This window comes from Winogradskya humida, assembly GCF_016862215.1.
GTDB lineage: Bacteria > Actinomycetota > Actinomycetes > Mycobacteriales > Micromonosporaceae > Actinoplanes > Actinoplanes humidus.
Window position 1 is genome coordinate 1 of the sequence record NZ_BOMN01000050.1, and the last position, 23,516, is coordinate 23,516.

At 69.6% G+C, this 23,516-nt stretch carries 25 protein-coding genes; 17 read left to right on the top strand and 8 right to left on the bottom strand.

Annotated features, from left to right (window positions below):
• The first annotated feature begins 590 nt into the window (after positions 1-590).
• Both Ahu01nite_RS19975 and Ahu01nite_RS19980 read left to right on the top strand, forming a co-directional pair.
• Positions 591-1,133, top strand: a complete 543-nt coding sequence (locus Ahu01nite_RS19975; RefSeq protein WP_203838088.1) for a hypothetical protein — start codon at positions 591-593, stop codon at positions 1,131-1,133.
• Between the two features lie 124 nt (positions 1,134-1,257).
• Positions 1,258-4,104, top strand: a complete 2,847-nt coding sequence (locus Ahu01nite_RS19980; RefSeq protein WP_203838089.1) for an RICIN domain-containing protein — start codon at positions 1,258-1,260, stop codon at positions 4,102-4,104.
• Here Ahu01nite_RS19980 and Ahu01nite_RS19985 read toward each other — a convergent pair.
• The gene (locus Ahu01nite_RS19985) at positions 4,101-4,475 is read right to left on the bottom strand and encodes a DsrE family protein (RefSeq protein ID WP_203838090.1); all 375 of its coding nucleotides are present in this window, start codon (positions 4,473-4,475) and stop codon (positions 4,101-4,103) included. The genes Ahu01nite_RS19980 and Ahu01nite_RS19985 overlap by 4 nt on opposite strands.
• Before the next feature lie 14 nt (positions 4,476-4,489).
• Here Ahu01nite_RS19985 and mtfM point away from each other — a divergent pair, with 14 nt between their 5' ends.
• Positions 4,490-4,594: a small membrane protein MtfM gene (gene mtfM / locus Ahu01nite_RS51390; RefSeq protein ID WP_275411766.1), complete on the top strand. Its 105-nt coding sequence runs from the start codon at positions 4,490-4,492 to the stop codon at positions 4,592-4,594.
• A 38-nt stretch (positions 4,595-4,632) separates the two neighbouring features.
• Positions 4,633-5,196, top strand: coding sequence for a heme-binding beta-barrel domain-containing protein (locus tag Ahu01nite_RS19990; RefSeq protein ID WP_203838181.1), 564 nt, complete (start codon positions 4,633-4,635; stop codon positions 5,194-5,196).
• Here Ahu01nite_RS19990 and Ahu01nite_RS19995 read toward each other — a convergent pair.
• Entirely contained in the window at positions 5,177-5,956 is a 780-nt protein-coding gene (locus tag Ahu01nite_RS19995) for an aminotransferase class IV (protein WP_239158990.1), read from the bottom strand. The genes Ahu01nite_RS19990 and Ahu01nite_RS19995 overlap by 20 nt on opposite strands.
• A gap of 62 nt (positions 5,957-6,018) precedes the next feature.
• Between Ahu01nite_RS19995 and Ahu01nite_RS20000 the strand changes: the two genes are divergently transcribed.
• From Ahu01nite_RS20000 to Ahu01nite_RS20045, 10 genes are all read left to right on the top strand, one after another.
• Positions 6,019-6,420: a Fur family transcriptional regulator gene (locus Ahu01nite_RS20000; RefSeq protein ID WP_203838182.1), complete on the top strand. Its 402-nt coding sequence runs from the start codon at positions 6,019-6,021 to the stop codon at positions 6,418-6,420.
• The gene (gene ygfZ, locus Ahu01nite_RS20005; protein ID WP_203838092.1) at positions 6,417-7,475 is read left to right on the top strand and encodes a CAF17-like 4Fe-4S cluster assembly/insertion protein YgfZ; all 1,059 of its coding nucleotides are present in this window, start codon (positions 6,417-6,419) and stop codon (positions 7,473-7,475) included. The genes Ahu01nite_RS20000 and ygfZ overlap by 4 nt, the downstream gene beginning before the upstream one ends.
• Before the next feature lie 230 nt (positions 7,476-7,705).
• Positions 7,706-8,539 (top strand): beta-keto acid cleavage family enzyme, encoded by an 834-nt coding sequence (locus tag Ahu01nite_RS20010; protein WP_203838093.1) that lies wholly within the window; start codon positions 7,706-7,708, stop codon positions 8,537-8,539.
• Complete coding sequence (locus Ahu01nite_RS20015; protein ID WP_203838094.1) at positions 8,536-9,471, top strand: asparaginase; 936 nt, start codon at positions 8,536-8,538, stop codon at positions 9,469-9,471. Before Ahu01nite_RS20010 ends, Ahu01nite_RS20015 begins: the two co-directional genes overlap by 4 nt.
• A gap of 68 nt (positions 9,472-9,539) precedes the next feature.
• A complete protein-coding gene (locus Ahu01nite_RS20020) occupies positions 9,540-10,046 on the top strand; it encodes a helix-turn-helix domain-containing protein (protein WP_203838095.1) in 507 nt (168 codons plus the stop codon).
• On the top strand, positions 10,043-10,504 hold the full coding sequence (locus tag Ahu01nite_RS20025) for a hypothetical protein (protein WP_203838096.1): 462 nt from the start codon (positions 10,043-10,045) through the stop codon (positions 10,502-10,504). The genes Ahu01nite_RS20020 and Ahu01nite_RS20025 overlap by 4 nt, the downstream gene beginning before the upstream one ends.
• Before the next feature lie 66 nt (positions 10,505-10,570).
• Entirely contained in the window at positions 10,571-10,882 is a 312-nt protein-coding gene (locus tag Ahu01nite_RS20030; protein WP_203838097.1) for a DUF2516 family protein, read from the top strand.
• A complete protein-coding gene (locus Ahu01nite_RS20035; RefSeq protein WP_438874798.1) occupies positions 10,879-11,766 on the top strand; it encodes an alpha/beta fold hydrolase in 888 nt (295 codons plus the stop codon). Before Ahu01nite_RS20030 ends, Ahu01nite_RS20035 begins: the two co-directional genes overlap by 4 nt.
• A 30-nt stretch (positions 11,767-11,796) precedes the next feature.
• Positions 11,797-12,234, top strand: a complete 438-nt coding sequence (locus Ahu01nite_RS20040) for a RodZ family helix-turn-helix domain-containing protein (RefSeq protein WP_203838098.1) — start codon at positions 11,797-11,799, stop codon at positions 12,232-12,234.
• 11 nt (positions 12,235-12,245) lie between these two features.
• Positions 12,246-13,061 carry an EI24 domain-containing protein gene (locus Ahu01nite_RS20045; RefSeq protein WP_203838099.1) on the top strand — a complete coding sequence of 272 codons (816 nt, stop codon included), beginning with the start codon at positions 12,246-12,248 and terminating at the stop codon, positions 13,059-13,061.
• 9 nt (positions 13,062-13,070) lie between these two features.
• Here Ahu01nite_RS20045 and Ahu01nite_RS20050 read toward each other — a convergent pair whose 3' ends face one another.
• From Ahu01nite_RS20050 to Ahu01nite_RS20060, 3 genes are all read right to left on the bottom strand, one after another.
• Entirely contained in the window at positions 13,071-14,087 is a 1,017-nt protein-coding gene (locus Ahu01nite_RS20050) for a LacI family DNA-binding transcriptional regulator (protein WP_203838100.1), read from the bottom strand.
• Positions 14,088-14,091: 4 nt separating this feature from the next.
• Entirely contained in the window at positions 14,092-15,498 is a 1,407-nt protein-coding gene (locus Ahu01nite_RS20055) for a GH1 family beta-glucosidase (protein ID WP_203838101.1), read from the bottom strand.
• Between the two features lie 133 nt (positions 15,499-15,631).
• A complete protein-coding gene (locus Ahu01nite_RS20060; RefSeq protein WP_203838102.1) occupies positions 15,632-16,390 on the bottom strand; it encodes a maleylpyruvate isomerase family mycothiol-dependent enzyme in 759 nt (252 codons plus the stop codon).
• A gap of 53 nt (positions 16,391-16,443) precedes the next feature.
• On the opposite strand from Ahu01nite_RS20060, the gene Ahu01nite_RS20065 reads away from it, so the two are divergent.
• Positions 16,444-17,532 carry a UDP-N-acetylmuramate dehydrogenase gene (locus Ahu01nite_RS20065; RefSeq protein WP_203838103.1) on the top strand — a complete coding sequence of 363 codons (1,089 nt, stop codon included), beginning with the start codon at positions 16,444-16,446 and terminating at the stop codon, positions 17,530-17,532.
• Here the strand turns inward: Ahu01nite_RS20065 and Ahu01nite_RS52035 are convergent.
• The 3 genes from Ahu01nite_RS52035 to Ahu01nite_RS20080 form a co-directional block, all read right to left on the bottom strand.
• The gene (locus Ahu01nite_RS52035; protein WP_203838104.1) at positions 17,527-18,810 is read right to left on the bottom strand and encodes a carbohydrate-binding protein; all 1,284 of its coding nucleotides are present in this window, start codon (positions 18,808-18,810) and stop codon (positions 17,527-17,529) included. The two genes, Ahu01nite_RS20065 and Ahu01nite_RS52035, sit on opposite strands and share 6 nt — an antisense overlap.
• An 89-nt stretch (positions 18,811-18,899) precedes the next feature.
• Complete coding sequence (locus Ahu01nite_RS20075) at positions 18,900-19,397, bottom strand: CAP domain-containing protein (protein WP_203838105.1); 498 nt, start codon at positions 19,395-19,397, stop codon at positions 18,900-18,902.
• 119 nt (positions 19,398-19,516) lie between these two features.
• Positions 19,517-20,209, bottom strand: coding sequence for a sensor histidine kinase (locus tag Ahu01nite_RS20080; RefSeq protein ID WP_203838106.1), 693 nt, complete (start codon positions 20,207-20,209; stop codon positions 19,517-19,519).
• 183 nt (positions 20,210-20,392) lie between these two features.
• On the opposite strand from Ahu01nite_RS20080, the gene Ahu01nite_RS20085 reads away from it, so the two are divergent.
• A complete protein-coding gene (locus Ahu01nite_RS20085) occupies positions 20,393-21,091 on the top strand; it encodes a response regulator transcription factor (RefSeq protein WP_023562706.1) in 699 nt (232 codons plus the stop codon).
• A gap of 79 nt (positions 21,092-21,170) precedes the next feature.
• The gene (locus Ahu01nite_RS20090) at positions 21,171-23,516 is read left to right on the top strand and encodes a chemotaxis protein CheW (protein ID WP_203838107.1); all 2,346 of its coding nucleotides are present in this window, start codon (positions 21,171-21,173) and stop codon (positions 23,514-23,516) included.

The window sequence follows — 23,516 nt, forward strand, 5'->3', positions numbered from 1 at the left end:
CGGACCCTGCGAGCCCTGTGACCTCCGCGGACCCTGCGGACCCTGTGACCTCCGCGAACCCTGCGGACCCTGTGACCTCCGCGAACCCTGCGGACCCTGTGACCTCCGCAGACCCTGCGAATCCTGCGAATCCTGCGAATCCCGCGAATCCCGCGAATCCCGCGAATCCCGCGAATCCCGCGAACCCCGCGAACCCCGCGGATGCTGAGGCGGGGGTTTGGGGGGTTGCGCCTGGTGGGGTGGGGTCGGGGTTGCCGGAGTCTTGGGCTGCTTGGCCTGGTCAGGTGGAAGTGCAGGGGGCGGGGGAGGCTGGGCCGGGTAAGCGGCGGTGGTGGCTGGTGGCGTTGGTGGCGGCTTGGGGGGTGGTGTTGGCGGGGGGTGTGGTGTGGTCGGTGCGGAATGATCCGCCGACCGTGGCTGAGCAGCGGGATATCGGTGATGCGTTGCCGTTGGTAGAGCGGGTGACCGGGGCTGTTCTGGCTGCTGCTGATGGGCCGGATCGGACTGTGGAGCTGGGGGCTCTGAGGTTTGACCGTGGGTGTTCGCTGACGCCTGTTCGGGGTGGGGTGGAGGCGTCGCGGGATGTGGTGGTGCGGGTTCGGGATGACCAGGCGGCGGGGGTGCTGGAGTCGATCGCGGAGGGGTTGCCTGCGGGGTATGGGGCCGGGGTGCGGCACAACGCGGCGAGCACGAGGTTTGCGTTGCATGCCGATGCGGGGGAGTTCGTGGGGGTGGACTCCGAGGTTGCCGATACCTCGAGGGCGGTGACCGTGACGGTGAGCACGGGGTGCCGGCCGCTTTCGGAGGGGGTCGACTACGCGCCGGCTCCGGTGGTTCCGCCGCTCGGGGAGGTGCCCGATGCGTTCCTGGATGCTCTTTCGGCGCTGCAGGGTGAGCGGGTCTACAGCGGGGTTGAGGTGGCGTGCCCGGACGGGCGGGTTGCGCGGACGTTTGTGGCGGACGACGTCAAGGGGCCCGCTGATCTGGGGCGGGCGTTGCGGGATGTCACCGGTGGGGCCGTTGTGGTGCGGGCCGATGCGGGTGAGTGGGCGTACCGGGTCGGGGAGGTTTCTGTGGTGGTCACCGAGGGCGACGGGGTGGCGCGGGTTGCTGCCACGATCAGTTGCCGGTGAGTTAACGGGCATCGACCGGCGGCTATCTATTTACGGCGGTGGTGGGGTGATTTACGATCCTGTAACAACAGGATTCGAACAGAATCCACCATGAGCGCACGCCCTGGCCCACCCGGAGGCTGCTGTGGAACGTCGCAAATTTCTGGCCGCAACCGCCGCCATCCCCGCAGGCGCGGCAATGACGCAGCCGGCAGCCGAGCAACGAGCCAAACCGGTCACCAGGCCGGGGGCCGGCCTTGGGCGGGCAGCTCCGGGCGGACACGTCGTCAATCGCGCCCCGCTGCAGCCCGACGCCTTCATCCGCCTCGCGCCCGGCTCGACCCGGGCCACCGGATGGCTCGCCACGCAGCTCGGTCACCAGCTCGCCGGCCTCAACGGGCGGATGGCCGAGGTGTCGCACTTCCTGCAGTACGACAACACCGGCTGGATCCACCCGGGCCTGGGCGGCTGGGAGGAGGTTCCGTACTGGCTGAAGGGGTTCAGCAGCCTCGGCTACGTGACCGGCGACGCGCGGGTGCTGGCCGAGACCCGGCGCTGGATCGACGGGGTGCTCGCTGCGCAGGCGCCGGATGGCTATTTCGGGCCGGACGGGCTGCGTTCCAGCCTGAACAACGGCCCGGATCTGTGGCCGCACATGCCGATGCTGCACGCGGTGCGCGGGTTTCAGGAATACACCGGGGACGCCCGCGTCCTGCCTTTCCTGACGCGTTTCTTCCAGTACGTCAACGCGCAGGCCACCAGTGTCTTCTCGCAGAGCTGGGGCAGTTTTCGCTGGGCCGACACGCTGGAGGTGGTGTTCTGGACCTACAACCGGACCGGGGACGCTTTCCTGCTCGACCTGGCGCGGAAGATTCACGCGAACTCGGCGAACTACCTGAACAATCTGCCCAGCCCGCACAACGTGAACCTCGCCCAGGGGTTCCGGGAGCCGGCCGTTTACTCGGTGCTGTCCGGGGAGGCCGCGCACCGGGAGGCCAGTTATCAGGACTATGCGGCGATCATGAATGCGTGGGGGCAGTTCCCGGGCGGTGGGTTCGCCGGGGACGAGAATGCCCGGGGCGGGTTCGGGGATCCCCGGCAGGGGTTCGAGACGTGCGGGATCGTCGAGTTCATGGCGAGCCACGAGATGCTCGCGCGGATCACCGGTGACGCCGTCTGGGGGGACCGGGTCGAGGAGCTGGCGTTCAATTCGCTGCCCGCTTCGCTGGACAATCGGCAGACCGGGATTCACTACATCACGAGTGCGAACAGTGTTTCGCTGCTGGACCGGGCCGGGAGTCAGGGGCAGTTCCAGAACGGGTTCCCGATGCAGGCGTACATGCTGGGCATCGACAATTACCGGTGCTGCCCGCACAACTACGGGATGGGCTGGCCCTACTACGTCGAGGAGATGTGGGCCGCGAGCCCGGACGGTGGGCTGGTCGCGAACCTGCACGGGCCGTCAAAGGTCACGGCCGCGGTCAACAGCAACACGACGGTCAGCATTGCCGCCGAAACCGCGTATCCGTTCGGGGACACGATCACCTACACGGTGAGCACGGCGAGCCCGGTGGCGTTCCCGCTCTATCTGCGCATTCCCGGGTGGTGTGAAGCGCCGAGTGCGGCGGTCAACGGAGCACCCGCCAACATCCAGCCAGGGCCTGCGTACGGAAAAATCAGCCGGACCTGGTCGGAGGGTGACCGCGTCGTCCTGAAGCTGCCCATGCGGGCGCGCGCCCGGACGTGGAGCGGCAACCACAATTCCGTCTCGGTCGATTTCGGGGCCCTGACCTTCTCGCTCGCGATCACCGAGAACTGGTCGCGGACCGGTGGCACCGACGAGTGGCCGACGCAGGAAGTGCGTCCCGGATCAGCGTGGAACTACGGCCTCGACCAGACCACGGATTTCGCCGTGACCACCGGGCTGGGCAATGCCTCGGACCCGTTCACGCCCGCGACCGTTCCGATCCGCATCACCACGACAGCGCGGAAGATTCCGGCTTGGACGGCGGATGCCGATCAGATCGTGACGCCGTTGCAGGACAGCCCGACGCCCTCGGCCGAGCCGGTGGAGACCGTGACGCTCATTCCGATGGGTGCGGCCCGGCTGCGGATCACGTCATTTCCGAGGATCGGCGCGGGGCGGCCGTGGGTGCCGGCGGGGGTGGCGTTCCGGATCCAGAATCAGCACAGCGGCAAAGTGCTCGGCGTCGACCAGATGTCGCTCGAGGACAGCGCGCGGGTGGTGCAGTTCGCGGACAGCGGCACCGCCGATCACCTGTGGCAGATCGTCGACAACGGCGACGGTTTCGTGCGGCTGCGCTGCGTCAATTCGGGCAAGGTGCTCGGCGTCGACCGGATGCAGCAGACCGACAGCGCCCAGGTCGTGCAGTTCGCGGACAACGGCACCGCCGACCATCTCTGGGAAATCATCGACAACGGCGACGGGTACGCCCGCCTGCGCAATAAGAACTCCGGCAAGGTCCTCGCCGTGTCCGGCATGTCCACCGCCGACTCCGCGAACGTCGTGCAGTTCAGCGACAACGGCACCGCCGACCACAATTGGCGGTTCGTCCCGGACGGCACGGTCAAAATCGAGGCCGTCCACAGCGGCAAGGTCCTCGCCATTCAGGACATGTCGTCGGCGAACGGCGCGCAGCTGACACAATGGCCGCCCACCGGCACGGCCGATCACGTGTGGCGCTTCGAGGACGCCGGCGCCGGGCATTTCCGGATCGTCAGCACGCTGACCGGCAAATGTGCCGACGTCAGCGGGGCGTCAATCGCGGACGGCGCGCGAGTGGTCCAGTGGGACTACCTGGGCGGCACCAACCAGCAGTGGCGACTGGCCTGGGCCGGTCCGGGCATTTTCAAGATCGTCGCCCGGCACAGCGGCAAGCTGCTCGGGGTCTCGGGCCAGTCCACGGCGGACGGCGCGATCATCACGCAGGCAGCCGACGCCGGTCAGAAATGGCGCCTGATATTGGGTTAGTAAACGACAGCCTGGGCGCCGTCGGACATGATCTCCTCGACGAAGACGGCGGCGCCGGCGATACGGATGCCTGGCAGCACGTCCGCCGGGCCGATGTCGCGGCGGGCGGCGCACTGCGTGCACAGGGTCACCTTGCCGCTGGCCAGGATCAGGTCGATCAGGTCCGGCAGGGGTGCCGCGTGCGGCAACTCGAACTCCGCGGCGCGGCCCGGCAGCGCGAACCAGGCCGACTCGCCGGTGAGCCAGAACGACACGTCGATGCCGGACGCCGCCGCCGTGCTCGCGACCGTGAACGCCTGCGAGCAGCGCTCCGGGGCGTCCGCACCGGCGGTGGTCTTGACGACGAGAAGGCGGGCCATACGGGTCAGCATAGGATGGCTCCGACATGGTTACTGAGATCGGGTACGTGAGCCTGCTGGTCGCCGGGATCGGCGCGCTGGCCGGTGGGCTGGGTTATCTGGCAATGCGCATAACAAGGGGACGCTGGTGAGCAGTGAGACGGAGAACCCGCTGGGCCCGCCGCCCTGGATGAACGCCCCGCCGGTCGAGGAGTACCCGTTCGAGGACACCCACGACCTGCGTAAAGGCCCGGATCTGCACCCCGCGCTGCTGGGGCTGCTGCCGTTCATCGGGCTGTGGCGCGGCCGTGGTCAGGGTGGTTTCCCCGAGCCGGAGGACTTCAACTTCGCGCAGGAGGTGCGGATCAGTCACGACGGCCGGCCGTTCCTTGCGTACGAGTCGAGGATCTGGATTCTCGACGAGGACTCGAAGCCGACCGGGATGGGCGAGCGCGAGGTCGGTTTCTGGCGCCCGGTGCTCAACGCCGAAGGCCGCCCCACCGACGAGATGGAAGCCACGCTGACCACGCAGAACGGCGTGATCGAGATCTACGAGGGCGCGGCGACCGGCACCCGGCTGGAGATGGCCACCGCAGGGGTCGGGCACACCGCCACGGGCCTCGCGGTCACCGGCTCGCACCGCCTCTACGGCATCGTCGACGCTGCTCTGCTCTATGCGCAGGAGCTGGCCACGGCCGACGGCCCGACGCTGCACCCGCACCTCTCCGCCCGTCTCATCCGGGTCGGTGGATAAATCCGAGCAGTTCGAGCAGGCGCGGCGTCCAGGGTGACGCCGCGCGTGCCGAGCCGTTCAACGTCCGGGCCTCGGCAAGACCCCGCAACGAGCTGACGAGCCAGATCGCATCGGCTTCCGCCAGCTCGTCGAGGGAGACCATCCTTTCTTCGGTACGCAGGCCAAGCGCGACAACCGACGAAAGCAGCTTCGCCGCCGTGGTGCCGGGCAGGATCCCGGTCGGCTCAGCGGGAACCGTGCACAACGTGTCCCCGCTGAGCCAGACCAGGCTCGCCGTGGGGCCTTCGAGCGCGTACCCGTCGCTGGTCAGCCAGAGCAGGTCGTCGGCGCCCTGGAGCTCGGCCCAGCGCTTGGCGGCGAGATTCTCGGCGTACGAGATGGTCTTGGCGCTGGAGAGTGACCACGGCGGCCGTTTCGTCAGTCCCAGGTCGTGCGTGATCAGCCGGATGCCGTCCCGGCGCTGGATCCGGGAGATCTGCGGCACATCGGAAACCGTGGCGAAACTGGTCGCGGGCGTGACCACGAGCCGCAGGGCGCCGTCCTCGTGGGTGAGCCCGGCCACCAGATCGGCCAGCCCATCCGGGACCGTGAGCCCGAGCAACGCCGCTGACCTGCCCAAACGCTCCAGATGTGGGCCGAGCTCCCACGGCCCGTCCGGGCGCAGGTGCACGGTTTCGAAGACGCCCTCGCCGTAGAGCAGCCCGCGGTCGGTCGCGGTCAGCTCGCCGGAACCAGGAATTACCAGGATCGGTGCGCTCACAGCGCGGAGGGTATCGCCGCGCGAACTATGCTCGTAACGTGTCCGCCACATCCCTTGCCGAGATGCTCCGGGAGCGCGGCCTGCGTCTGACTCCGCAGCGCCAGCTGATCCTGGAGGCGGTCCACGACCTCGGCCACGCCACCCCGGAGCAGATCCATCACTGTGTGCGTGAGCGCGCCGCCGGAGTGAACATCACCACGGTCTATCGCACCCTCGAGCTGCTCGAGGAGCTGGGCCTGGTCAGTCATACCCACCTCTCGCACGGCTCGCCGACCTATCACGCCGCGGGCGAGGACCAGCACGTCCACCTCGTCTGCCGCAACTGTGGCTCGATCGACGAGGTCGACCCGGGAATCATGGCGCCGGTGAGCGAGAAACTGCTCGCCGACCGCAACTTCCGGGTCGACGTGGGCCACGTGTCGCTGTTCGGCGTCTGCGGCGACTGCAAGGAGGAGCCCTCATGACCACCGTCCTCATCCAGGATCTCGAGCCGGAGTCGGCCGACATCGGCGTGCCCGCGCACTACGGTGACCCGATGCGCGAGCAGCGCACCCTCGACACGGCGGTCGGCCTCGTCGACCGCTCCAACCGTGACGTCATCGCGGTGCCGGGTGTCGAGCGCGCGAGCTGGCTGCACACCCTCACCACCCAGCACCTCAGCGACCTGCGCGAGGGCCAGGGCACCGAGCTGCTGGTGCTCTCGCCGAACGGGCACGTCGAGCAGCACGCGATGGTCACCGAGGACGGCACGACGGCGTGGCTCGACACCGAGCCCGGTGCCGGTGCGGGGCTGTTCAAATACCTGACGATGATGCAGTTCTTCACCAGGGTCGAGCCGCGCGACGCCACCAGTGAGATCGCGGTGCTCTCGCTGGTCGGCCCAGAGGCTGCGGCGACCGCTGCCCGGCTGCTCGGCGTCGAGCTCGCGGAGCCCCGGGTGTTCGACGTGCCGGGGCCGAAGTTCGCCGCGGGGTCCGTGCCGAACGAGCCGACCGCGCTGTACGAGGTGCGGGCCTTCGACGGGGGGCTCGCCCGGAGCGTGCCGCTCGGTGTTGACCTGCTGGTGCAGCGGGAACGGCTCGACGACGTGCTCGGGAAGCTCGCCGACGTGCCCAGGGCTGGGTTGTGGGCCTACGAGGCCGTGCGCGTCGCGCGCAAGATGCCGCGGCTGGGCTGGGAGACCGACCACCGCACGATTCCGGCCGAGGCGGAGTTGCTCGCGCCGGCCGTGCACCTCGACAAGGGCTGTTACCGCGGGCAGGAGACGATCGCCCGGGTGCACCACCTAGGCCGCCCGCCCCGGCGCCTGGAGCTGCTGCACCTCGACGGCATCGCCAGTGATCACCCGCCGGCCAAGGGCACCGAGGTCATGCTGGACGGGCGTGCGGTGGGCTTCATCGGCACGGCGGTGCGTCACTACGAGCTCGGCATGGTCGCGCTCGCCGTGCTGAAGCGCAACGTCGCCCCCGACGCGAGCCTGCTGGTCGGCGAATCAGCCGCAGCCATCGACGCCGACTGACGGCGACCGTGCCCGTCCCGGGCGGCCTCCGTGCCCGCCCAGGGCGGCGACCGTGCCCGCCCAAGGCGGCCTCCGTGCCCGCCCAGGGCGGCGACCGTGCCCATCCAGGGCGGAGACCGTGCCCATCCAGGGCGGCGGACGGGGCCATCCAGGGCGGCGGACGCGGTTGTGCGTGGCGGGCGCGGCCATCGACCGTGGGCCGCGCGGATCTCCGTGGCAGGATCTCGGTTATGACCGGGACCCTGATCACTGTCGCGCCTACCGGTGCGGAGAGCAGTAAGGCGGCCGTACCCGCGCTGCCGGTGACCCTGGACGAGCTCGTGGCCACCGCCAAGGAGTGCGAGGCGCTCGGCGCCGCGATCGTCCACGTCCATATCCGCGACGACGCGGCCGAGCCGACCCTCGACCAGGGCCGGCTGCGCGCGACCGTGACCGCCCTGCGCGAGTCGACGGACCTGATCGTGCAGCTGTCCTCGGGTGGGGCGGTGACCGACCCGGAGGCCGCCCGGCTGGCGGTGCTCGACGCCGGCCCCGAGATGGCCTCCTGCACGATGGGCACGGTCAACTTCGGCGACGGGGTGTTCCTGAACCGCTGGGAGTTCATCGTCGACCTGCACACCAGGATGCAGGAGCGCGGCATCGTCCCCGAGTACGAGATCTTCGACCTGGGCCAGCTCACGACGCTGCAGGTGCTGCTCGACCGGCACGGGCTGCCGGCGGGCGGGCACGTCCACGTCGATCTGGTGATGGGCGTTCCGGGCGGGATGCCGGGTACGGCCGACGCGCTGGTCGCCTGTCACCGTGTGATCCGGGACCTGCCCGCGGGCACCACGTTCTCCGCGACGGGCATCGGGCGCAGCAGCATCCCGGTCATGCTCGCCTCGGTCTCGGCCGGCGGTCACCTGCGGGTCGGCATGGAGGACACCCTGACGTACGCGAAAGGCCGTGCCGTGGAATCGAACATGCAGCTCGTGGCGCGCGCGGTGGGGCTGGCCCAGCTGGCTCAGCGTCCGCCGCTGACCACAGCCGAGGCGCGCGATCTGCTGGGGGTTCCAGTCCGATGATTCTTGCCGAGGTGGTGCGTTCGGGGTTCACCGAGTGTGTGCACGAGGGTGCCGTGGTGGTGCTGGACGCCGCCGGTGCGGTGGTCGCCGCGGCGGGGGACGTAACCGGGCCGGTGTTTCCGCGTTCGTCCAACAAGCCGTTGCAGACGGTCGGGATGTTGCGCAGCGGTCTGCGTACGGCGGATCCGGCCGATCTTGCCCTGATCAGCGGCAGTCATTACGGCCAGCCGTTCCATGTGGCGCGGGCCCGCCGGATCCTGGAGACGGCCGGGCTGACCGAGGACGCACTGCGCTGTCCCGAGGCGCTGCCGTCGCTGGACAGCGAGCGCGACCTGGTCCTGCGTGAGGGCGGTGGGCCGTCGCGGATCCGGATGAACTGTTCCGGCAAGCACGCCGGCATGCTCGCGACCTGTGTCGAGAACGATTGGCCGCTCGACGATTACCGGGATGCCAAACACCCGTTGCAGGCGGCCATCGCCGCGGCGGTGACCGAGCTGGTCGGTGAGCCGATCGCCGCGACGGGGATCGACGGCTGTGGCGCGCCGGTCTTCGCGTTCTCGCTGACCGCGCTGGCCCGGGGGTTCCAGCGGCTGGTCGCGGCGCCGCCCACATCGTTCGAGCGGCTGGTCGCGGACACGATGCGGGCCGATCCGGAGCTGGTCGCGGGCACCGGCGCAGAGGACACGCTGCTGATGCGCGGGGTGCCGGGGCTGCTGGCGAAGGGCGGCGCGGAGGGCGTACAGGTGGTGGCGATCCCTGAGGTCGGTGCGGTCGCTCTCAAGATCTCCGACGGCGCCATGCGGGCGCGGATGCCGGTGCTGGTCTCGGGTCTGCGCAGGCTCGGTGTGGACGAGCCGGTCCTGACACAGCTGGCCGCCGTGCCCGTGCTGGGCGGCGGCAACGAGGTGGGCGAGGTCCGCGCGACCTGGTGACATGCTTCACGCTAACTCTTGCTAGCATTTTGCTTGCAAGAGTTAGCACCCCGCGCTACCTTCGATTCATGGCCACCGGTAAGGATCTGCCCCAGGACGTCGGGACGTTCATCCGCGACCTGCGGCAGACCGCGAAGATCTCGCTGCGGCAGCTGGCCGACCGGGCCGGGGTGAGCAACCCCTATCTCAGCCAGATCGAGCGGGGGCTGCGCAAGCCCAGCGCCGAGGTGCTGCAACAGCTGGCCAGCGCATTGCGGGTGTCGACTCCCGCGATGTACCTGCGCGCCGGCCTTCTCGACGGGGAAGGTCAGCAGGGGGTGATCGCGGCGATCGCGGTCGACCCCGATCTGACGATCGCCCAGAAGCAGTCGCTGACCCAGATCTACGAGACGTTCCGCAACGAGAATGCCCGCCAGGCCGCCGACGACGCTGCCGCGGCCGCTGATGCCGACGCCACGGTGCCCGATCCCGCCACCGGCGAGGTCGAGGTCCCGGATGAGGACGCGGCCATCAAGGCGGAGCTCCTGAAGACGCAGACGCAGACCACGACCACTCAGCCCGAGGAGAAACCGTGACCGAGCAGACCAAGACCCGTTTCCCTGCCCCGCTCTACGCCGCCGCCGGTGCCGGTGACCTCGCCTGGCAGGAGCTGCGCAAGCTCCCCGCCGTGGTCAGCGAGCTCAGCGACCGCGCCGCCGCGTCGCTGAAGACGGCGAACGACACCGCCACCACCACCGCCGGATCGCTGCGGGAGAAGGCCGGCACGACCGACTTCGACAGGCTGCGCAGCACGGCCACCACGTCCGCCGTCGCCTTCGCCCAGGTGGCTCAAGAGCGTGCGGTGTCGGTCTACACCTCGCTGGTCGCCCGGGGCGAGCGCGTTGTCGGCACCGGCGTCGTCGACGCCGCCGACGTGGTCAACGCGGACATGCTGACCACCGAGGAGCCGACCGCCGCGATCGCGCCCGGCGTCAGCCCGACCCCGGCGACGGTCAAGCCCCGCAAGCGCGTCACCAAGCCGGCCGCTGAGTAATCGGCGACACGACCTTGATCAGCGGGCCCCCGTGAAAGCGGGGGCCCGCGGCATAGAATCGTCGACATGATTTCCAGCGCGCCGCTGTTCTATGGCCATGTCAAGTTCTACATCGACGTGCTCGTTGTCATCGGATCGATGGTCGTGCAGGCCGTCGCCTTCATTCACTGCGTCACCCAGCGCGGCGACGGGTTCCAGGCCATCGGCACGCTGCCCAAGGGTGCCTGGCTCGCGATCCTCGCGGTCTGCATGGTGCTCACCCTGCTCGGCGGGGCCACCGGCATCTTCGGGCTGATCGGCATCGCCGCGGCCCTGATCTACCTGCTCGATGTCCGCCCCGGCCTGCGTGACCTGTCGGACGGCAAGGGCTTCTGGTGAGGTTCCGCCGCCCGGCACCCCCGGACGGTGGCCCCCGGGCGCACGGCCCGGGACCCTCCGCGCCACGGACCGGCCGGCCCACCCTTCCGGCACCGCCGACCCAGCTCATCGAGACTCCGCGCGGCGCGAGCATCGAGCAGCTGGTCACCGGCACAGGCGAGCCGGTCACGGTCTTCGCCCACGGGCTCGCCGGCGACATCTCGGGCACCCGTCCGCTCGGCAGCGCCGTCCTCGGCCGCCGGGTCTTCTTCCATTTCCGGGGTCACGGCCGCTCCGAGGCGCCGCCCGGGCCGTGGAGCTTCGGTGACCTCGCGGCCGACCTGCGCGCGGTCGCCGACAACGCGGGGGCGACCCGGGCCGTCGGGGTCAGCATGGGCTCGGGTGCGCTGTGCCGGTTGCTCGCCGAGGATCCCGGCCGGTTCGAGCGGATCGTCTGCTACCTCCCGGCGCCGCTGGACGGCGTGCGCCCCAAGATCGCCGAGGAGCGGTTGACGCGGTTGCTGGCCGCGGTCGAGTCCGGCGAGGCCGCGGCGGTGGCCTGGGCGGTCGAGGAGGAGCTACCCAACGCTGTTCGCGACACCCCGACCGGGTGGAGCTACCTGCGTCACCGGGTCGAACAGCTGCTGCGGGACGGGCTCGCGCCCGAGCTCGAGACGTTGTGGCGGGAGCCGGCTGTTGCGGATGTCGGGGCGCTCCGGGCGTACAAAGGGAAGGCTCTGATCATCGGTTGTCAGGGCGACGAGGTGCATCCCGTGCCGTGGGCGGAGCAGCTCGCCGAGCTCCTGCCCGATGCGCAGCTGCACGTGTACGACCGGCCCTCCGTGCTGTGGACGAACCGCCAGGAGTTGCGGGACCGAATCTCCACGTTCCTGAACATGCCGTAACTTTTTGCGGGTTCGAGCGGTGTTAATGGCGTGCGGCTCACCCCGAAATCAGTCTTCCTCGGCATCGTGCTGCTCGGGTTCCCGTTCGCGATCGCGCTCGGCTGGTCCCTGGGTCACCAGGAGGCCCCGCCGGCGATCGTGAGCGCGGAACCGGGCGGAGCGGGTGGCATCGGCGCGGCCCCTGTCCGAGTCACCCACCCCACGGCCGAGGCCACCACATCACCGCGATCGGTGTCCGAACCGGTCTCCGTGATCGAACCTGTGGCGACCAGTGTCGCCCCCAGCGCGCTGCCGTCGGCACCCGCGCCGGCCACCTCCGAGACCACGTCACCGGCACCGACGCTGACCGAACCGCCGGTGCCCACCCCGACCTCGGTGGCCCCGAGCGAGCCGAGCGGGTCGCCCTCGCCGTCGGAATCTTCCGAACCTGCCCCCTCCTGGCTGGGCGGACTGTTCCTGAGGCGCTAGTCTCACGGGCCGTGACCGACTCTCCGCTCCGAGCCGCGGCCCAGCAGACCGGCGGCGCCGCCCGTGACTTCTTCACCGGGGCGGGCCTGCTCGGCCGTGGCCTCGGTCTGGTGCTCGCCTCCCCGCGGCTGCTCGGCCTGGGCCTGCTGCCCGCGCTGCTCGCCGGGGTCCTCTACACCGGTGCCCTGTTCGCCCTGATCGCCTTTGTCGGCGACCTGGCCGCGGCGGTGACCTGGTTCGCCGACGGCTGGTCCACGGTGTGGCGGGACCTGATCCGGGTGGTCGCCGGTGCCGCGCTGATCGGCCTGTCCGGGCTGCTCGGCGTCCTGACCTTCACCGCGGTGACGCTGCTGATCGGCGACCCCTTCTACGAGAAGATCTCCGGTCTGGTGGAGCGTCGCTACGGTGGCGTGCCCGACGAGGTCGAGGTGCGGCTCCTGCATTCGCTGCGCCGGAGCCTCACGGACTCGCTGCGGCTGATCGGCCTGTCGATCGCGTTCGGCATCCCGCTGTTCCTCGCCGGTTTCATCCCGGTCGTGGGTCAGACGGTGATCCCGGTGATCGGCGCGGCGGTCGGTGGCTGGCTGCTCGCCCTCGAGCTGACCGGGGTCCCCTTCGAACGCCGCGGCAAGCGACTCAAGCACCGCCGCGAGGAGCTGCGCAAACGGCGGCCGCTCGCGCTGGGCTTCGGCGTCGCGGTCTTCCTGTGCTTCCTGATCCCGCTCGGCGCGGTGCTGCTCATGCCCGCCGCCGTCGCCGGCTCGACCCTGCTGTCCCGCAAGGTGTTCGGCCTGCCTACCTCGATCGAACGGGTGGCATCCATCTAGGCCATGGGGCTAGGCCGAGGCGCGGACGACCAGCTCGGTGGGGAGGACCACTGCGGCGGGTACGTCGAGCCGGTCATCGATCACGCCGAGCATCTGCCGTGCCATCGTGCGTCCCATGTCGACGATCGGCTGCCGGACCGTGGTCAGCGGCGGGTCGCTGAGCCTGCTGATCTCGACATCGTCGAAGCCGATGACCGCGACGTCGTGCGGGATCCGGCGGCCCGTCTCACGCAGGGCCTGCAGCGCGCCGTGGGCCATCATGTCGGAGGCCACGAAGACCGCGTCCAGCCCGGGGTCGCCGTCGAGCAGGACCCGCATCGCGCGGATGCCCGACTCGCGGGTGAAGTCGCCGATCGCGACCTGCTCGGGCAGGCCGGCCTCGGCGAGCGCGGTGCGGTAACCGGCGAGCCGGTCGATGCCCGCGACCATGTCCTGCGGCCCGGCGATCGTCGCGATCCGGCGGCGGCCGGTGGCCAGCAGGTGACGCACGGCGGCGGCGACCCCGCCCAGATGGTCGACGTCCACGTAGGGCACCAGCAGCTCGGTGGGGGTCATCGGGCGCCCGCTGCACACCACCGGGATGCCGAGCCGGGCCAGCGTGCCGGGCAGCGGGTCGGCGCCGTGCATCGAGGCGAACATGACGCCGTCGACGTGGCCGGCCATGGCGTACCGCTCGACCCGGTCGTGGCTCGCGGCCGAGCCGGCCATCATCAGGACGAGCTGCTTGTCGGCCGCCTCGAGCTCCGTACTCACCCCGCGGATCACCGCGGGGAAGAACAGGTCGTCGGAGAAGACCCGGCTGGCCGTCTCGGGCAGGATCAGCGCGATCGACTCCGTGCGCTGGGTCACCAGGCTGCGCGCGGCCTGGTTGGGCACGTAGCCCAGCTCCTCGACGGCCTGCTTGACCGCGTCGCGGATGGCCACCGCGACCGTGGTCGAACCGTTGACGACGCGGGAGACGGTCGCACGCGACACCCCGGCCCGGCGGGCCACCGCTTCGAGCGTCGGCCGCTCCCGCGTCACCATCAACTCACTCCAGACCGTTCCGTCGGATGACCGCGCTGTACCACTTGGCGCTCTGCTTGGGGAGCCGCTCCTGCGTCGCGTAGTCGACGTGCACGAGACCGAAGCGCTTGTTGTAGCCCTCGGCCCATTCGAAGTTGTCCATCAACGACCACGCGAAGTATCCCCGAAGGTCCACCCCGTGGGAAAGGGAGTCGAGACAGGCGCGCAGGTGCCCGTCGAAGTAGTCGATCCGGTCGGTGTCGTGCACCTCGCCGGTCTCCGGGGACGGCCCGTCGCCGTACGACGCGCCGTTCTCCGTGATCATCATCGGCACGCCGTAGTCGTCGTGGATCCGGTTCAGCAGCCGGGTCAGCGCGGCCGGCTCGATCTGCCAGCCGATGTCGGTGATCGGGCCGACCGGCTTGCGGAATCCGATGCCCTCGCTGCCCGGGGTGTCGAGGGCGGCGGGGGTGCCGGGCTTGGCCGACACGTACGTCGGCGTGTAGTAGTTCACGCCGAGCACGTCGATCGGGGCGTTGATGATCGCCTCGTCGCCGTCGTGGATGTAGTCGAGGTCGCCGAAGCGCGCCATGATCTCGCGGACGTCGGCGGGATATTCGCCCTTGAACAGCGGGTCGAGGAAGATCCGGTTGCCGACCCCGTCGACGATGCGGGCTGCGTCGACGTCGCCGGGGTTGGCCGGGTCGAGCGGCGCGACGGCCGTCGGGTTCAGGGTGATGCTGACCGTACGGGCGCCCGCGTCGCGCAGTGCCCGCGCGGCGAGCCCGTGCCCGAGCAGCAGGTGGTGCACGGCCTTGAAGGTCGAGCCCGGGTCCTGGATGCCGGGGGCGTGCACGCCGTTGCCGTACCCCAGGTAGGCCGAGCACCACGGCTCGTTCAGCGTGGTCCAGGTGTTGATCCGGTCGCCGAGGCGGGCGTAGACGATCTGGGCGTACTCGGCGAAGGCCTCGGCGGTCTCGCGGTTGGTCCAGCCGCCGCGGTCCTGCAGCGTCTGCGGCAGGTCCCAGTGGTAGAGGGTGACGACTGGGTCGATGCCCTGGCCGATCAGCTCGTCGGTGAGGCGGTCGTAGAAGTCCAGGCCGCGGGTGTTGACCGGGCCCGTGCCGTCGGGCTGGATGCGCGGCCAGGCGACCGAGAACCGGTAGGCGCCGAGCCCGAGGTCCTTCATCAGCGCCACGTCGTCGACGTAGCGGTGGTAGTGGTCGCACGCCACGTCACCGGTGTGGCCGCGATGGACCCGCCCGGGCGTACGGCTGAACGTGTCCCAGATGGACGGGCCACGGCCGTCCTCGTTGACCGCGCCCTCGATCTGGTAGGACGCGGTAGCCGCACCCCAGACGAAGCCCTCCGGGAACCGGAGCCCCGCTGTCTGTGGCTCGCCGCTGGATTCCACCTCGACGGTTGCCGTCATGCGTCACCGCTCCCTGCGTGAAGGCCGCCGCTGCCGGTCGGCTGGACCGGCCCCGGGGGCGCCGAACTTAACCGGTCCAGCGTACGGCCAAACACCTTCCCGGGAACCCTCCGGAAGTTGCGGAACCGGCCGTTCAGCCTGCCCGCAGCGCGGAAATCAGCCGCGGATCGCCAACAATGTGAAGATTGTCTGGTTCGACGCGGCCCATCAAAGTGAGCAATAGGTCGCTCGCGGTGCCGGTCGCCTCGGCGCGCGGGTGATGATCGTCGGAGTCGAGGATCGTGCCCGTGTCGAGCAGCGAGATGCCCGCGCCCCGCAGCCGCACGAACCACTCGTAGCTCGCGTCGGTCGCCACCAGGTGCACCACGCCGTGCAGATCGATCGGGCCCTTGCGGCGCCCGGCCGGCAGCCAGGTGTCGAGCACCTCGTTGACACCGTCGGCGGCGAGCTTGGTCTCGATCGCGGTCGCTCGCCCGGCGGCCGCCTCGGCGTCCCAGCGGTGCACCGAGACCTCGTGGGCGATGCGGCGCTGCCAGAACACCGCTTTTTTCGCCTGCGCGGGCCAGGACCAGGCGGGCAGATCGGGATCGAGCGCGTCCAGCGTCTCGATCGTGCCGGTCAGCTCGCGGCGCAGGGCATCCAGCGCCTCCGGCCACGGCGCCCGCGGGGGCTTGTCGGGATCCTCGGGTCTGTCGGTGACGCCGCGTGGCGCCGTCTCCCGGACCTGCCGCAGCACCGTGGTCAGGTGCTCGACGAGGTCGGCCACCGTCCAACCCGGACATGCGGCAACGGTGACCTCGGGGCCGGTCTCGGCGACGGCGTCCTGAAACGCCGGGCCATCGGCGCGCAGCGCCGCCAGCCAGAAGTCCTTCGTCGCGTTGAGCCTGTTCATTCAGCTTCTCCCGCTGGAGGAGGACTACCTGTACGTCCCCTAGGGTGGACGTCGTGCCTGACGTTAGTGCTGATTCCCCCGCCACCGCATCCGCAGTGCATGCCAGTTCGCTGGAGGCGTACACGACGCTACGCCTCGGTGGCAAGGCGGGCGCGGTGACGGTCGCGTCCGAACCGGACGAAGCGGTTGCAACGGTACGCTCCGCGGCTCGCCGGGGTGAACCGGTCCTGGTCCTCGCCGGTGGCAGCAACGTGGTCATCGGCGACGACGGCTTCCCGGGCACCGTGCTCCTCCTGCGTACGCGTGGGGTGAAGATCGTCAAACGGGACTCGCGCGGTGTCCTGGTGCGGGTCGCGGCCGGCGAGCCGTGGGACGAGTTCGTCGCCACGACCCTCGGGGACGGGCTCGCCGGGCTCGAGGCGCTGTCCGGCATCCCCGGCTCCGCGGGTGCGACCCCGATCCAGAACGTCGGCGCGTACGGCACGGAGGTCGCCCGGACCATCGAGGCGGTGCACGTGTACGACAAGGAAGCCGACGAGGTCAAGGAGTTGTCGCTGCCCGAGTGCGGGTTCGCGTACAGGTCCAGCGTCTTCAAGAACAACGACCGGTGGCTGGTCCTGGAGGTCGACTTCAGGCTCGACGATTCCACGGTCTCGGCGCCTGTCCGGTACGCCGAACTCGCAAGACAGCTGGGGGTGGAGATCGGGGAGCGGGTGGCAGCTGATCGCGTACGCGAAACGGTCCTGAAGTTGCGTGCCAGTAAGGGCATGGTCCTGGATCCTGAAGATCTCGACACGCGTTCCGTGGGCTCGTTCTTCACCAACCCGGTCCTTTCCGCGCAGCAGTGGGCCGAGGTGCAGGATCGGCTGGTCGATGCCGGTGAGCCGCCGAGCTGGCCGGCGCCGAACGGCACGGTCAAGGTCCCGGCCGCCTGGCTGATCGAGAAGGCGGGCTTCGCCAAGGGATACTCCGGACGCGACGGCGTGGCCATCTCGTCGAAGCACACCCTCGCGCTCACCCACCGCGGTGGCGGTTCCACGGAGGCGCTGCTCGACCTGGCCCGGGAGATCCGCGACGGGGTCCGGGACCGGTTCGGGGTCGTCCTGCACCCCGAACCGGTCCTGGTCAACTGCGAGCTATAGAGGGAGCCAGAGCGCGAGCACGTTCGGCGGCTCCCAGCTGACGATCGAGGTGTGCGCCTGCCGGCACTGGTAGCGCTTACCGCCGTAGGTCACGATCTGCCCGACCGTGTACGCGGTGTTGGGTGCCCAGGCCGTACCGCTCGGCGGTGCCGTCGTGGGGCTCGTCGTGGGCGGTGTTGCCGGGGTGGTCGTCGGTGGCGTGGTGGTGGGGGTCGTCGGCGGAGTGGTTGCCGAGCCTCCAGACGTGAAGCTCTGCATGATCTGGCTGAACTGCCAGGTGCTCTGCGCGACCCCGGAGCAGTTGTCGGCCGCCGCGCCGCCCGGGCACCCGCCGTTGTCGCGTTGCAACGCCCAGAAGGACAGCGCTGCGATGCCCTGGCTCTTCGCCCAGGTGGTGACCGTCTGCGCGTTGGCGATGGTGAACGTCTCGGCCGGGCCGAAGTCGTCCACGCCGATCATCTCGATGATGCCGACCATCGCCCACAGCTGGGCCGTGGTCTTGGCCGGGTAGAGCGTACGCAGCTGCGTCACCAGCCCGTTCGCCGAGCTGATCGTGTCGCTGGCCATGTTGTGCGCGGCGTTGTCGTAGTAGTCGAACGTCATCATGTTGACGATGTCGACCTTGGCGTTGTTGGCCACCGCGTTCTGCAGCACCGCGAGCCCGTTCGCCTCGAGCCCGTGCGTCGTGGTCGGCAGCGTGTAGCTGAACTCGACCAGCCGCCCGTTCGCGGCGGCCCAGTCCTGCACCTTCTTGATGGCCTTGTTGCGCCGGTCGATGCCGTCGCTGCGGGTCAGCGAGTTGTCCTCGATGTCGAGGTCGATCCGCGTCACGTCATACGTGGTGACCATCTTCTCGAACTGCGCGGCGATCGAGTCGACGCTGGTACAGCTGTCGGCGATCTCGGTGCCGGTGTTGTCGGCCGCGTACCCACCGAAGGACGGGATGACGTCTCCGCCGCGCGCCCGGATGGCGCTGATGTCGGAGCCGAACGTGGAGCTGGCGACCGGCATCGAGGTGTCGCCGTTCCAGTACGCGGTGCACGAGCCCACCGTGGCCGTCTGCACGAACGCCATGGTGAGGAATTTGTTGCCGGACTGCTGGGACAGCGTGTTCAGGCTGTCGCCGTTGTACGCCTCGAAGTAAGGGGCGAACACGTGCTGGGGGATGCGGGAGGCGGTCGCCGCCTGGGCGTCGGGGGAGGTGAGGGTGACGAATCCGGTCACCCCGGCCGCCACCGCGAGGGTGACGGCCAGGGTGGCGAGACGGGATCGGCGCATGGGGACTCTCCGGGGCGCGAGCGATCGTTAATAAAACTAACTAAGAGAACCGCTCGCGCCCGGATATGTCAATGCATCGATCGGGAACCTCAGCGGTAGCCGAACACCTGCGCCCAGTAGAAAGTGCCGTCCACCGCGCGCTGTACGCCGGCCCCGAACGACCGCGCGTCGCAGTTCAGAATGTTCTCGCGGTGCGCCGGGCTGGCCATCCACGACGCCACGACCTGGGCCGGGCTGACGTACCCCCAGGCGATGTTCTCGGCCGCGGCGTCCTCGTAGCCGATTGCCCGCGACCGGGTCTCGAACGTCGACCCACGCCAGCCTCGATGGCTGAAGTCGCCGGTCGCCGCCATGTAGTGGGCCTGCCGGACCGAGGCGATCGTCAACTCCAGATCAACGCTCAGCGGTTCGCATCCGCCGATCGCGCGCTGCTCGTTCGTACGATCCACCACCTGCGCCATCAACTGCTGCTCGGTGGTCGGCTGGGCATCCGGATTGATCGCGGCCTGCGCGGGTACTGCGGTGGCAGCGAGGATTGCGGCCGGCGCGGCCGCGGCAAGGGTGATGCGGCGTACGAGGTCGAACACGGTACTTGCCTCCCGGTCCAAGGCCGGGTCCCTGTTCGCCCGGCAAACGTATCGGACCTGGCTTCTCGGCTGTCCGTCCCTTCTTTCGTCGTTTCCGGCGGTACGGCAGGGTTGCTGTGTCAGTCTGTGGGGATGGTCAGGGGTAGGCGGATCTGTGCCCCGGCTCCCGTCTCGGGCTCGTAGGTCAGTTCGACCGTTCCGCCGTGCGCCGCCGCGATCGCCTCGGCGAGCAGGATCCACAGCGCGGTGCTGCGTCGCCGGTGCGGCGGTTCCGGATCGGCGAGCATCCCGGACATCAGGCTCTCGTCGGTGAGCTCCTCCGAGCGTTGCGCGGTGACCGTGACCGCCCAGCCGCCGGCTTCCGCGACCGCGCTGACCGAGGCACAGCGATCATTGGCCCCGCTGGCCACCGTCCCGACGACGGCGTAGAACAGGTCGCGCAGCAGGGGCGCGTCGGCCTTGATCGCCGGTCCGGCGGTGGCCTCGACCGTGGCGGCGGTGTACGGCTCCCCGCTCGCGAGCAGATCCGCGGCCTCCCTGATCAGCGCCCCGAGGTCGATCTCCGTGGGCCGCAGCTCCAGATCGCCGCTGTGCAGCCGGCTGACCACCATCAGATCCTGGGCCAGGGCGAGCATCCGGTCGGTATTGCGGCGTACAGCGGCCAGCGCGATCGAGCGCTCGACCGGCGCCAGATCGTCCGTGTCCAGGCTCTCGGTGAACGAGGCGATCGTCGTCAGCGGCGTACGCAACTCGTGGGAGATCACCGCGAGGAAGCGAGCCTGCAGCGCGAAGGTGTTCGTGGGGGTTCGCACGCTGAACTATAACTTTCCGTATATGAACAGACACGTAACGCTATCGTGGGTTTTGGACATTTCATCTTCGTCACCCGCGGCTGCGGGGGGCGTGAGCAAGACGCTGACCCGCGACCGAGGGCGTGCCGCCCGGGCGGGCAGCCGCGTCAGGCGACGCGGGCGAAGGGTGTGGTGGTGAGCTCAATGAGCAGGTTGCTCGTGGTCGAGGATGACCCGGACATCGCACTGGCCCTGCGGTTGCTCTTCAGCCGGGCGGGCTACGAGGTGGCCCACGCCGGCGATGGGCGGACCGGACTCAAGGAGGCGTACGCCGAGCATCCCGACCTGGTCGTGCTCGACGTCGGCCTGCCCGAGATGGACGGCTGGCAGGTGCTCGAGCGGTTGCGGGACGTCTCCGACGTGCCGGTGCTCGTGCTCACCGCCCACGGACAGGAAGCCGAGAAGGTCCGCGGCCTGCGCGGCGGTGCCGACGACTACCTGACCAAGCCGTTCGCCAACAACGAACTGCTGGCCCGTGTGGAGGCGCTGCTGCGGCGCTCGTCCGGCGGCCAGAACAGCTGGGCCAGCCAGATCTACGACGACGGTCTGGTCCACCTCGACCCGACCAAGCGCCGGGTCTACGTCAAGGGTGACGAGAAACGCCTCACCCCGACCGAGTTCCGGCTGCTGAACGCGCTGGTCCGGCATGCCGGGGCGGTGCTCAGCCCCAACCAGTTGCTGACCCAGGCGTGGGACGACCCCACGGGCATCGGTCAGGAACGCGTCAAGTTCGCGGTACTGCGGCTGCGGCGCAAGCTCGGCTGGTCGGATCCCGAGGAGTCCCCGATCGAGTCCGTACGCGGATTCGGTTACCGCTACCGCCGGCCCGGCGGAGACGCCTGAGCGGTAGCTGCCCGGGTGTCCTCAGGTGGAGCTCTCGCAGGTCGATGAGGGCATTGGGAAACGAGCAGGAGGTAGGGCGTTGGAAGACCTTGGCGAGATCGTCGGCGAATTCCTCATGGAGAGCCACGAGAACCTGGACCAGATCGACCGGGACCTCGTGGCACTGGAGCAGGAACCCGGATCGCGTGACTTGATCTCCCGTATCTTCCGGGCGATCCATACGATCAAAGGCACGAGCGGCTTCCTGGCGTTCGGCCGGCTCGAGACGCTGGCACATGCCGGCGAGTCCTTGCTGTCCAGGCTGCGCGACGGCGTTCAGCCGGTTACGCCGACCACGATCACCACGCTGCTGGCGACGATCGACGGCGTCCGTAACCTGCTGGAAGCCATCGAGCAGAACAACTCCGAAGAGGGAGTTGACGTCGAGAGCATCATCACCGCGGTCCACGCGCAGATGGCTGCTCCGACCACCGAAGCTCCTGTGGCGCCTGCCGCGCCTGCCGCGGCGGCCGAAGAGAAGCCAGAACCGCTGCAGGAGGTGCCTGCCCGTCCGGCCCCCGAGCCGGTCGAGGAGCAGCGCCGTCCGCTGGGCGAGATGCTCGTCGAATCCGGCGCGGCCGAACCCGCCGACGTCGGCTCCGCGCTGCAGTCCCAGCTCGAAGGCGACGAGCGCAAGCTCGGCACGATCCTGCTCGAAGAGGGCAAGGCGCAGCCCGCTGCGGTCTCCGAGGCCCTGCAGAACCAGGCCCCGAAGCGCAGCGTCGCCGACAGCGCGATCCGCGTCGACGTCGACCTGCTCGACACCCTGATGAACATGGTCGGCGAGCTGGTCCTCGCCCGTAACCAGCTCGTCCGCGGCGTCATGGAGACCGGCGACTCCGGCCTCGTCCGCAGCGCCCAGCGCCTCGGCATGATCACCTCTGAACTCCAAGAGGGCATCATGAAGACCCGTATGCAGCCGATCGAGCACATCTGGTCGAAGCTGCCCCGGGTCATCCGGGACCTCAGCCAGTCGCTCGGCAAGAAGGTCGAGCTGGTGATGGAGGGCAAGGAGACCGAGCTCGACCGCTCCCTGCTCGAGGCGGTCAAGGACCCGCTGACCCACCTCGTACGCAATGCCGTCGACCACGGTATCGAGGAGGAGGCGCGGCGCATCGCCGCCGGTAAGAGTCCTGAGGGGACGTTGACGCTCCGGGCGTACCACGAGGGTGGGCACGTAGCCGTTGAAGTTGCCGACGACGGTGCCGGCATGGACGTCAACCGGATCGCCGAGAAGGCTGTCGAGAAGGGTCTGCTCCGCGCGGAGCAGGTGCCCGGCATGGACAAGCGCGAGATCATGGCGATGGTCTTCCAGCCCGGTTTCTCCACCGCCGCCAAGGTGACCAACGTGTCCGGTCGCGGCGTCGGCATGGACGTCGTCAAGACCAACATCGAGCGGATCGGCGGCGCGGTCAGCGTCGACTCGACCCTGGGCGAGGGCACGGTCTGGCGGCTCAACATCCCGCTGACCCTGGCCATCGTGCAGGCACTCACGGTCGACTGCGGCGAGCAACGGTACGTCATCCCGCAGATCGCCGTGCTGGAGCTGGTCTACATCGACGGCAACTCCACGAAGGTCGAGTACGCGTCCGGCGCGCCCGTCTACCGCCTGCGCGGCAAGCTGCTCCCGCTGGTCCGCCTGGACCGCACGCTGGGCCTCGAGGTCGGCGGCGACAAGGGCGTCTACATCATGGTGCTGCAGGCCGACGGCCGGCGCTTCGGCCTGGTCGTCGACCGCGTCCTCAACACCGAGGAGGTCGTGGTCAAGGCGCTGAACAGCCGCTTCAAGGACATCGGGCTCTACTCCGGTGCGACGATCCTCGGCGACGGCAAGGTCGGCCTGATCCTCGACGTGTCGCAGCTCGCCCGCCGCTCGCACCTGACGGCCGAGGGCGACCGCGAGAACACGCTCGGCACCTCACGCGCCACGGCCGGCGCCACCAACGGGGAGCGTCTGCTCATCACCGCGGTCGGCGAACGCCGGGTGGCGATCCCGCTCGACACGGTCACACGGCTCGAGGAATTCCCGCGCAGCCGCATCGAACAAGCCGGTTCCCGCGAGGTCGTCCAGTACCGCGGCCAGATCCTGCCGCTCATGCGACTGTCGCATGTGCTCGGGGCGTACAGCGACGCGGAAGAGGGCGACACCGTGTCGGTGGTCGTCTACAGCGAGGGAGGCCGCAGCGTGGCGCTGGTTGTGGACCGGATCGTCGACATCGCCGAGAATTCGACCACGGCGCGACGCGACGTGGAGGAGGACGGCCTGGTCGGCACCGCGGTCATCCAGCAACGGGTGACCGAGCTGCTGGACGTGCGCCGCGCGATCCTCGCCGCCGACCCGAACTTCTACCGCGAGATGACCGCCGACGAACTGGTGGAGGCCTGA

Bases quoted from the DNA above. Each gene is read 5' to 3' on its own strand.
- Ahu01nite_RS19990 (WP_203838181.1), top strand. From the start codon at position 4,633: ATGAACGCCCCGCCGGTCGAGGAGTACCCGTTCGAGGACACCCACGAC.
- Ahu01nite_RS20030 (WP_203838097.1), top strand. From the start codon at position 10,571: ATGATTTCCAGCGCGCCGCTGTTCTATGGCCATGTCAAGTTCTACATC.
- Ahu01nite_RS20015 (WP_203838094.1), top strand. From the start codon at position 8,536: ATGATTCTTGCCGAGGTGGTGCGTTCGGGGTTCACCGAGTGTGTGCAC.
- Ahu01nite_RS20060 (WP_203838102.1), bottom strand. From the start codon at position 16,390: ATGAACAGGCTCAACGCGACGAAGGACTTCTGGCTGGCGGCGCTGCGC.
- Ahu01nite_RS20020 (WP_203838095.1), top strand. From the start codon at position 9,540: ATGGCCACCGGTAAGGATCTGCCCCAGGACGTCGGGACGTTCATCCGC.
- Ahu01nite_RS52035 (WP_203838104.1), bottom strand. From the start codon at position 18,810: ATGCGCCGATCCCGTCTCGCCACCCTGGCCGTCACCCTCGCGGTGGCG.
- Ahu01nite_RS19985 (WP_203838090.1), bottom strand. From the start codon at position 4,475: ATGCTGACCCGTATGGCCCGCCTTCTCGTCGTCAAGACCACCGCCGGT.
- Ahu01nite_RS20050 (WP_203838100.1), bottom strand. From the start codon at position 14,087: ATGGTGACGCGGGAGCGGCCGACGCTCGAAGCGGTGGCCCGCCGGGCC.
- mtfM (WP_275411766.1), top strand. From the start codon at position 4,490: ATGGTTACTGAGATCGGGTACGTGAGCCTGCTGGTCGCCGGGATCGGC.
- Ahu01nite_RS20010 (WP_203838093.1), top strand. From the start codon at position 7,706: ATGACCGGGACCCTGATCACTGTCGCGCCTACCGGTGCGGAGAGCAGT.
- ygfZ (WP_203838092.1), top strand. From the start codon at position 6,417: ATGACCACCGTCCTCATCCAGGATCTCGAGCCGGAGTCGGCCGACATC.
- Ahu01nite_RS20055 (WP_203838101.1), bottom strand. From the start codon at position 15,498: ATGACGGCAACCGTCGAGGTGGAATCCAGCGGCGAGCCACAGACAGCG.
- Ahu01nite_RS20085 (WP_023562706.1), top strand. From the start codon at position 20,393: ATGAGCAGGTTGCTCGTGGTCGAGGATGACCCGGACATCGCACTGGCC.
- Ahu01nite_RS20000 (WP_203838182.1), top strand. From the start codon at position 6,019: ATGCTCCGGGAGCGCGGCCTGCGTCTGACTCCGCAGCGCCAGCTGATC.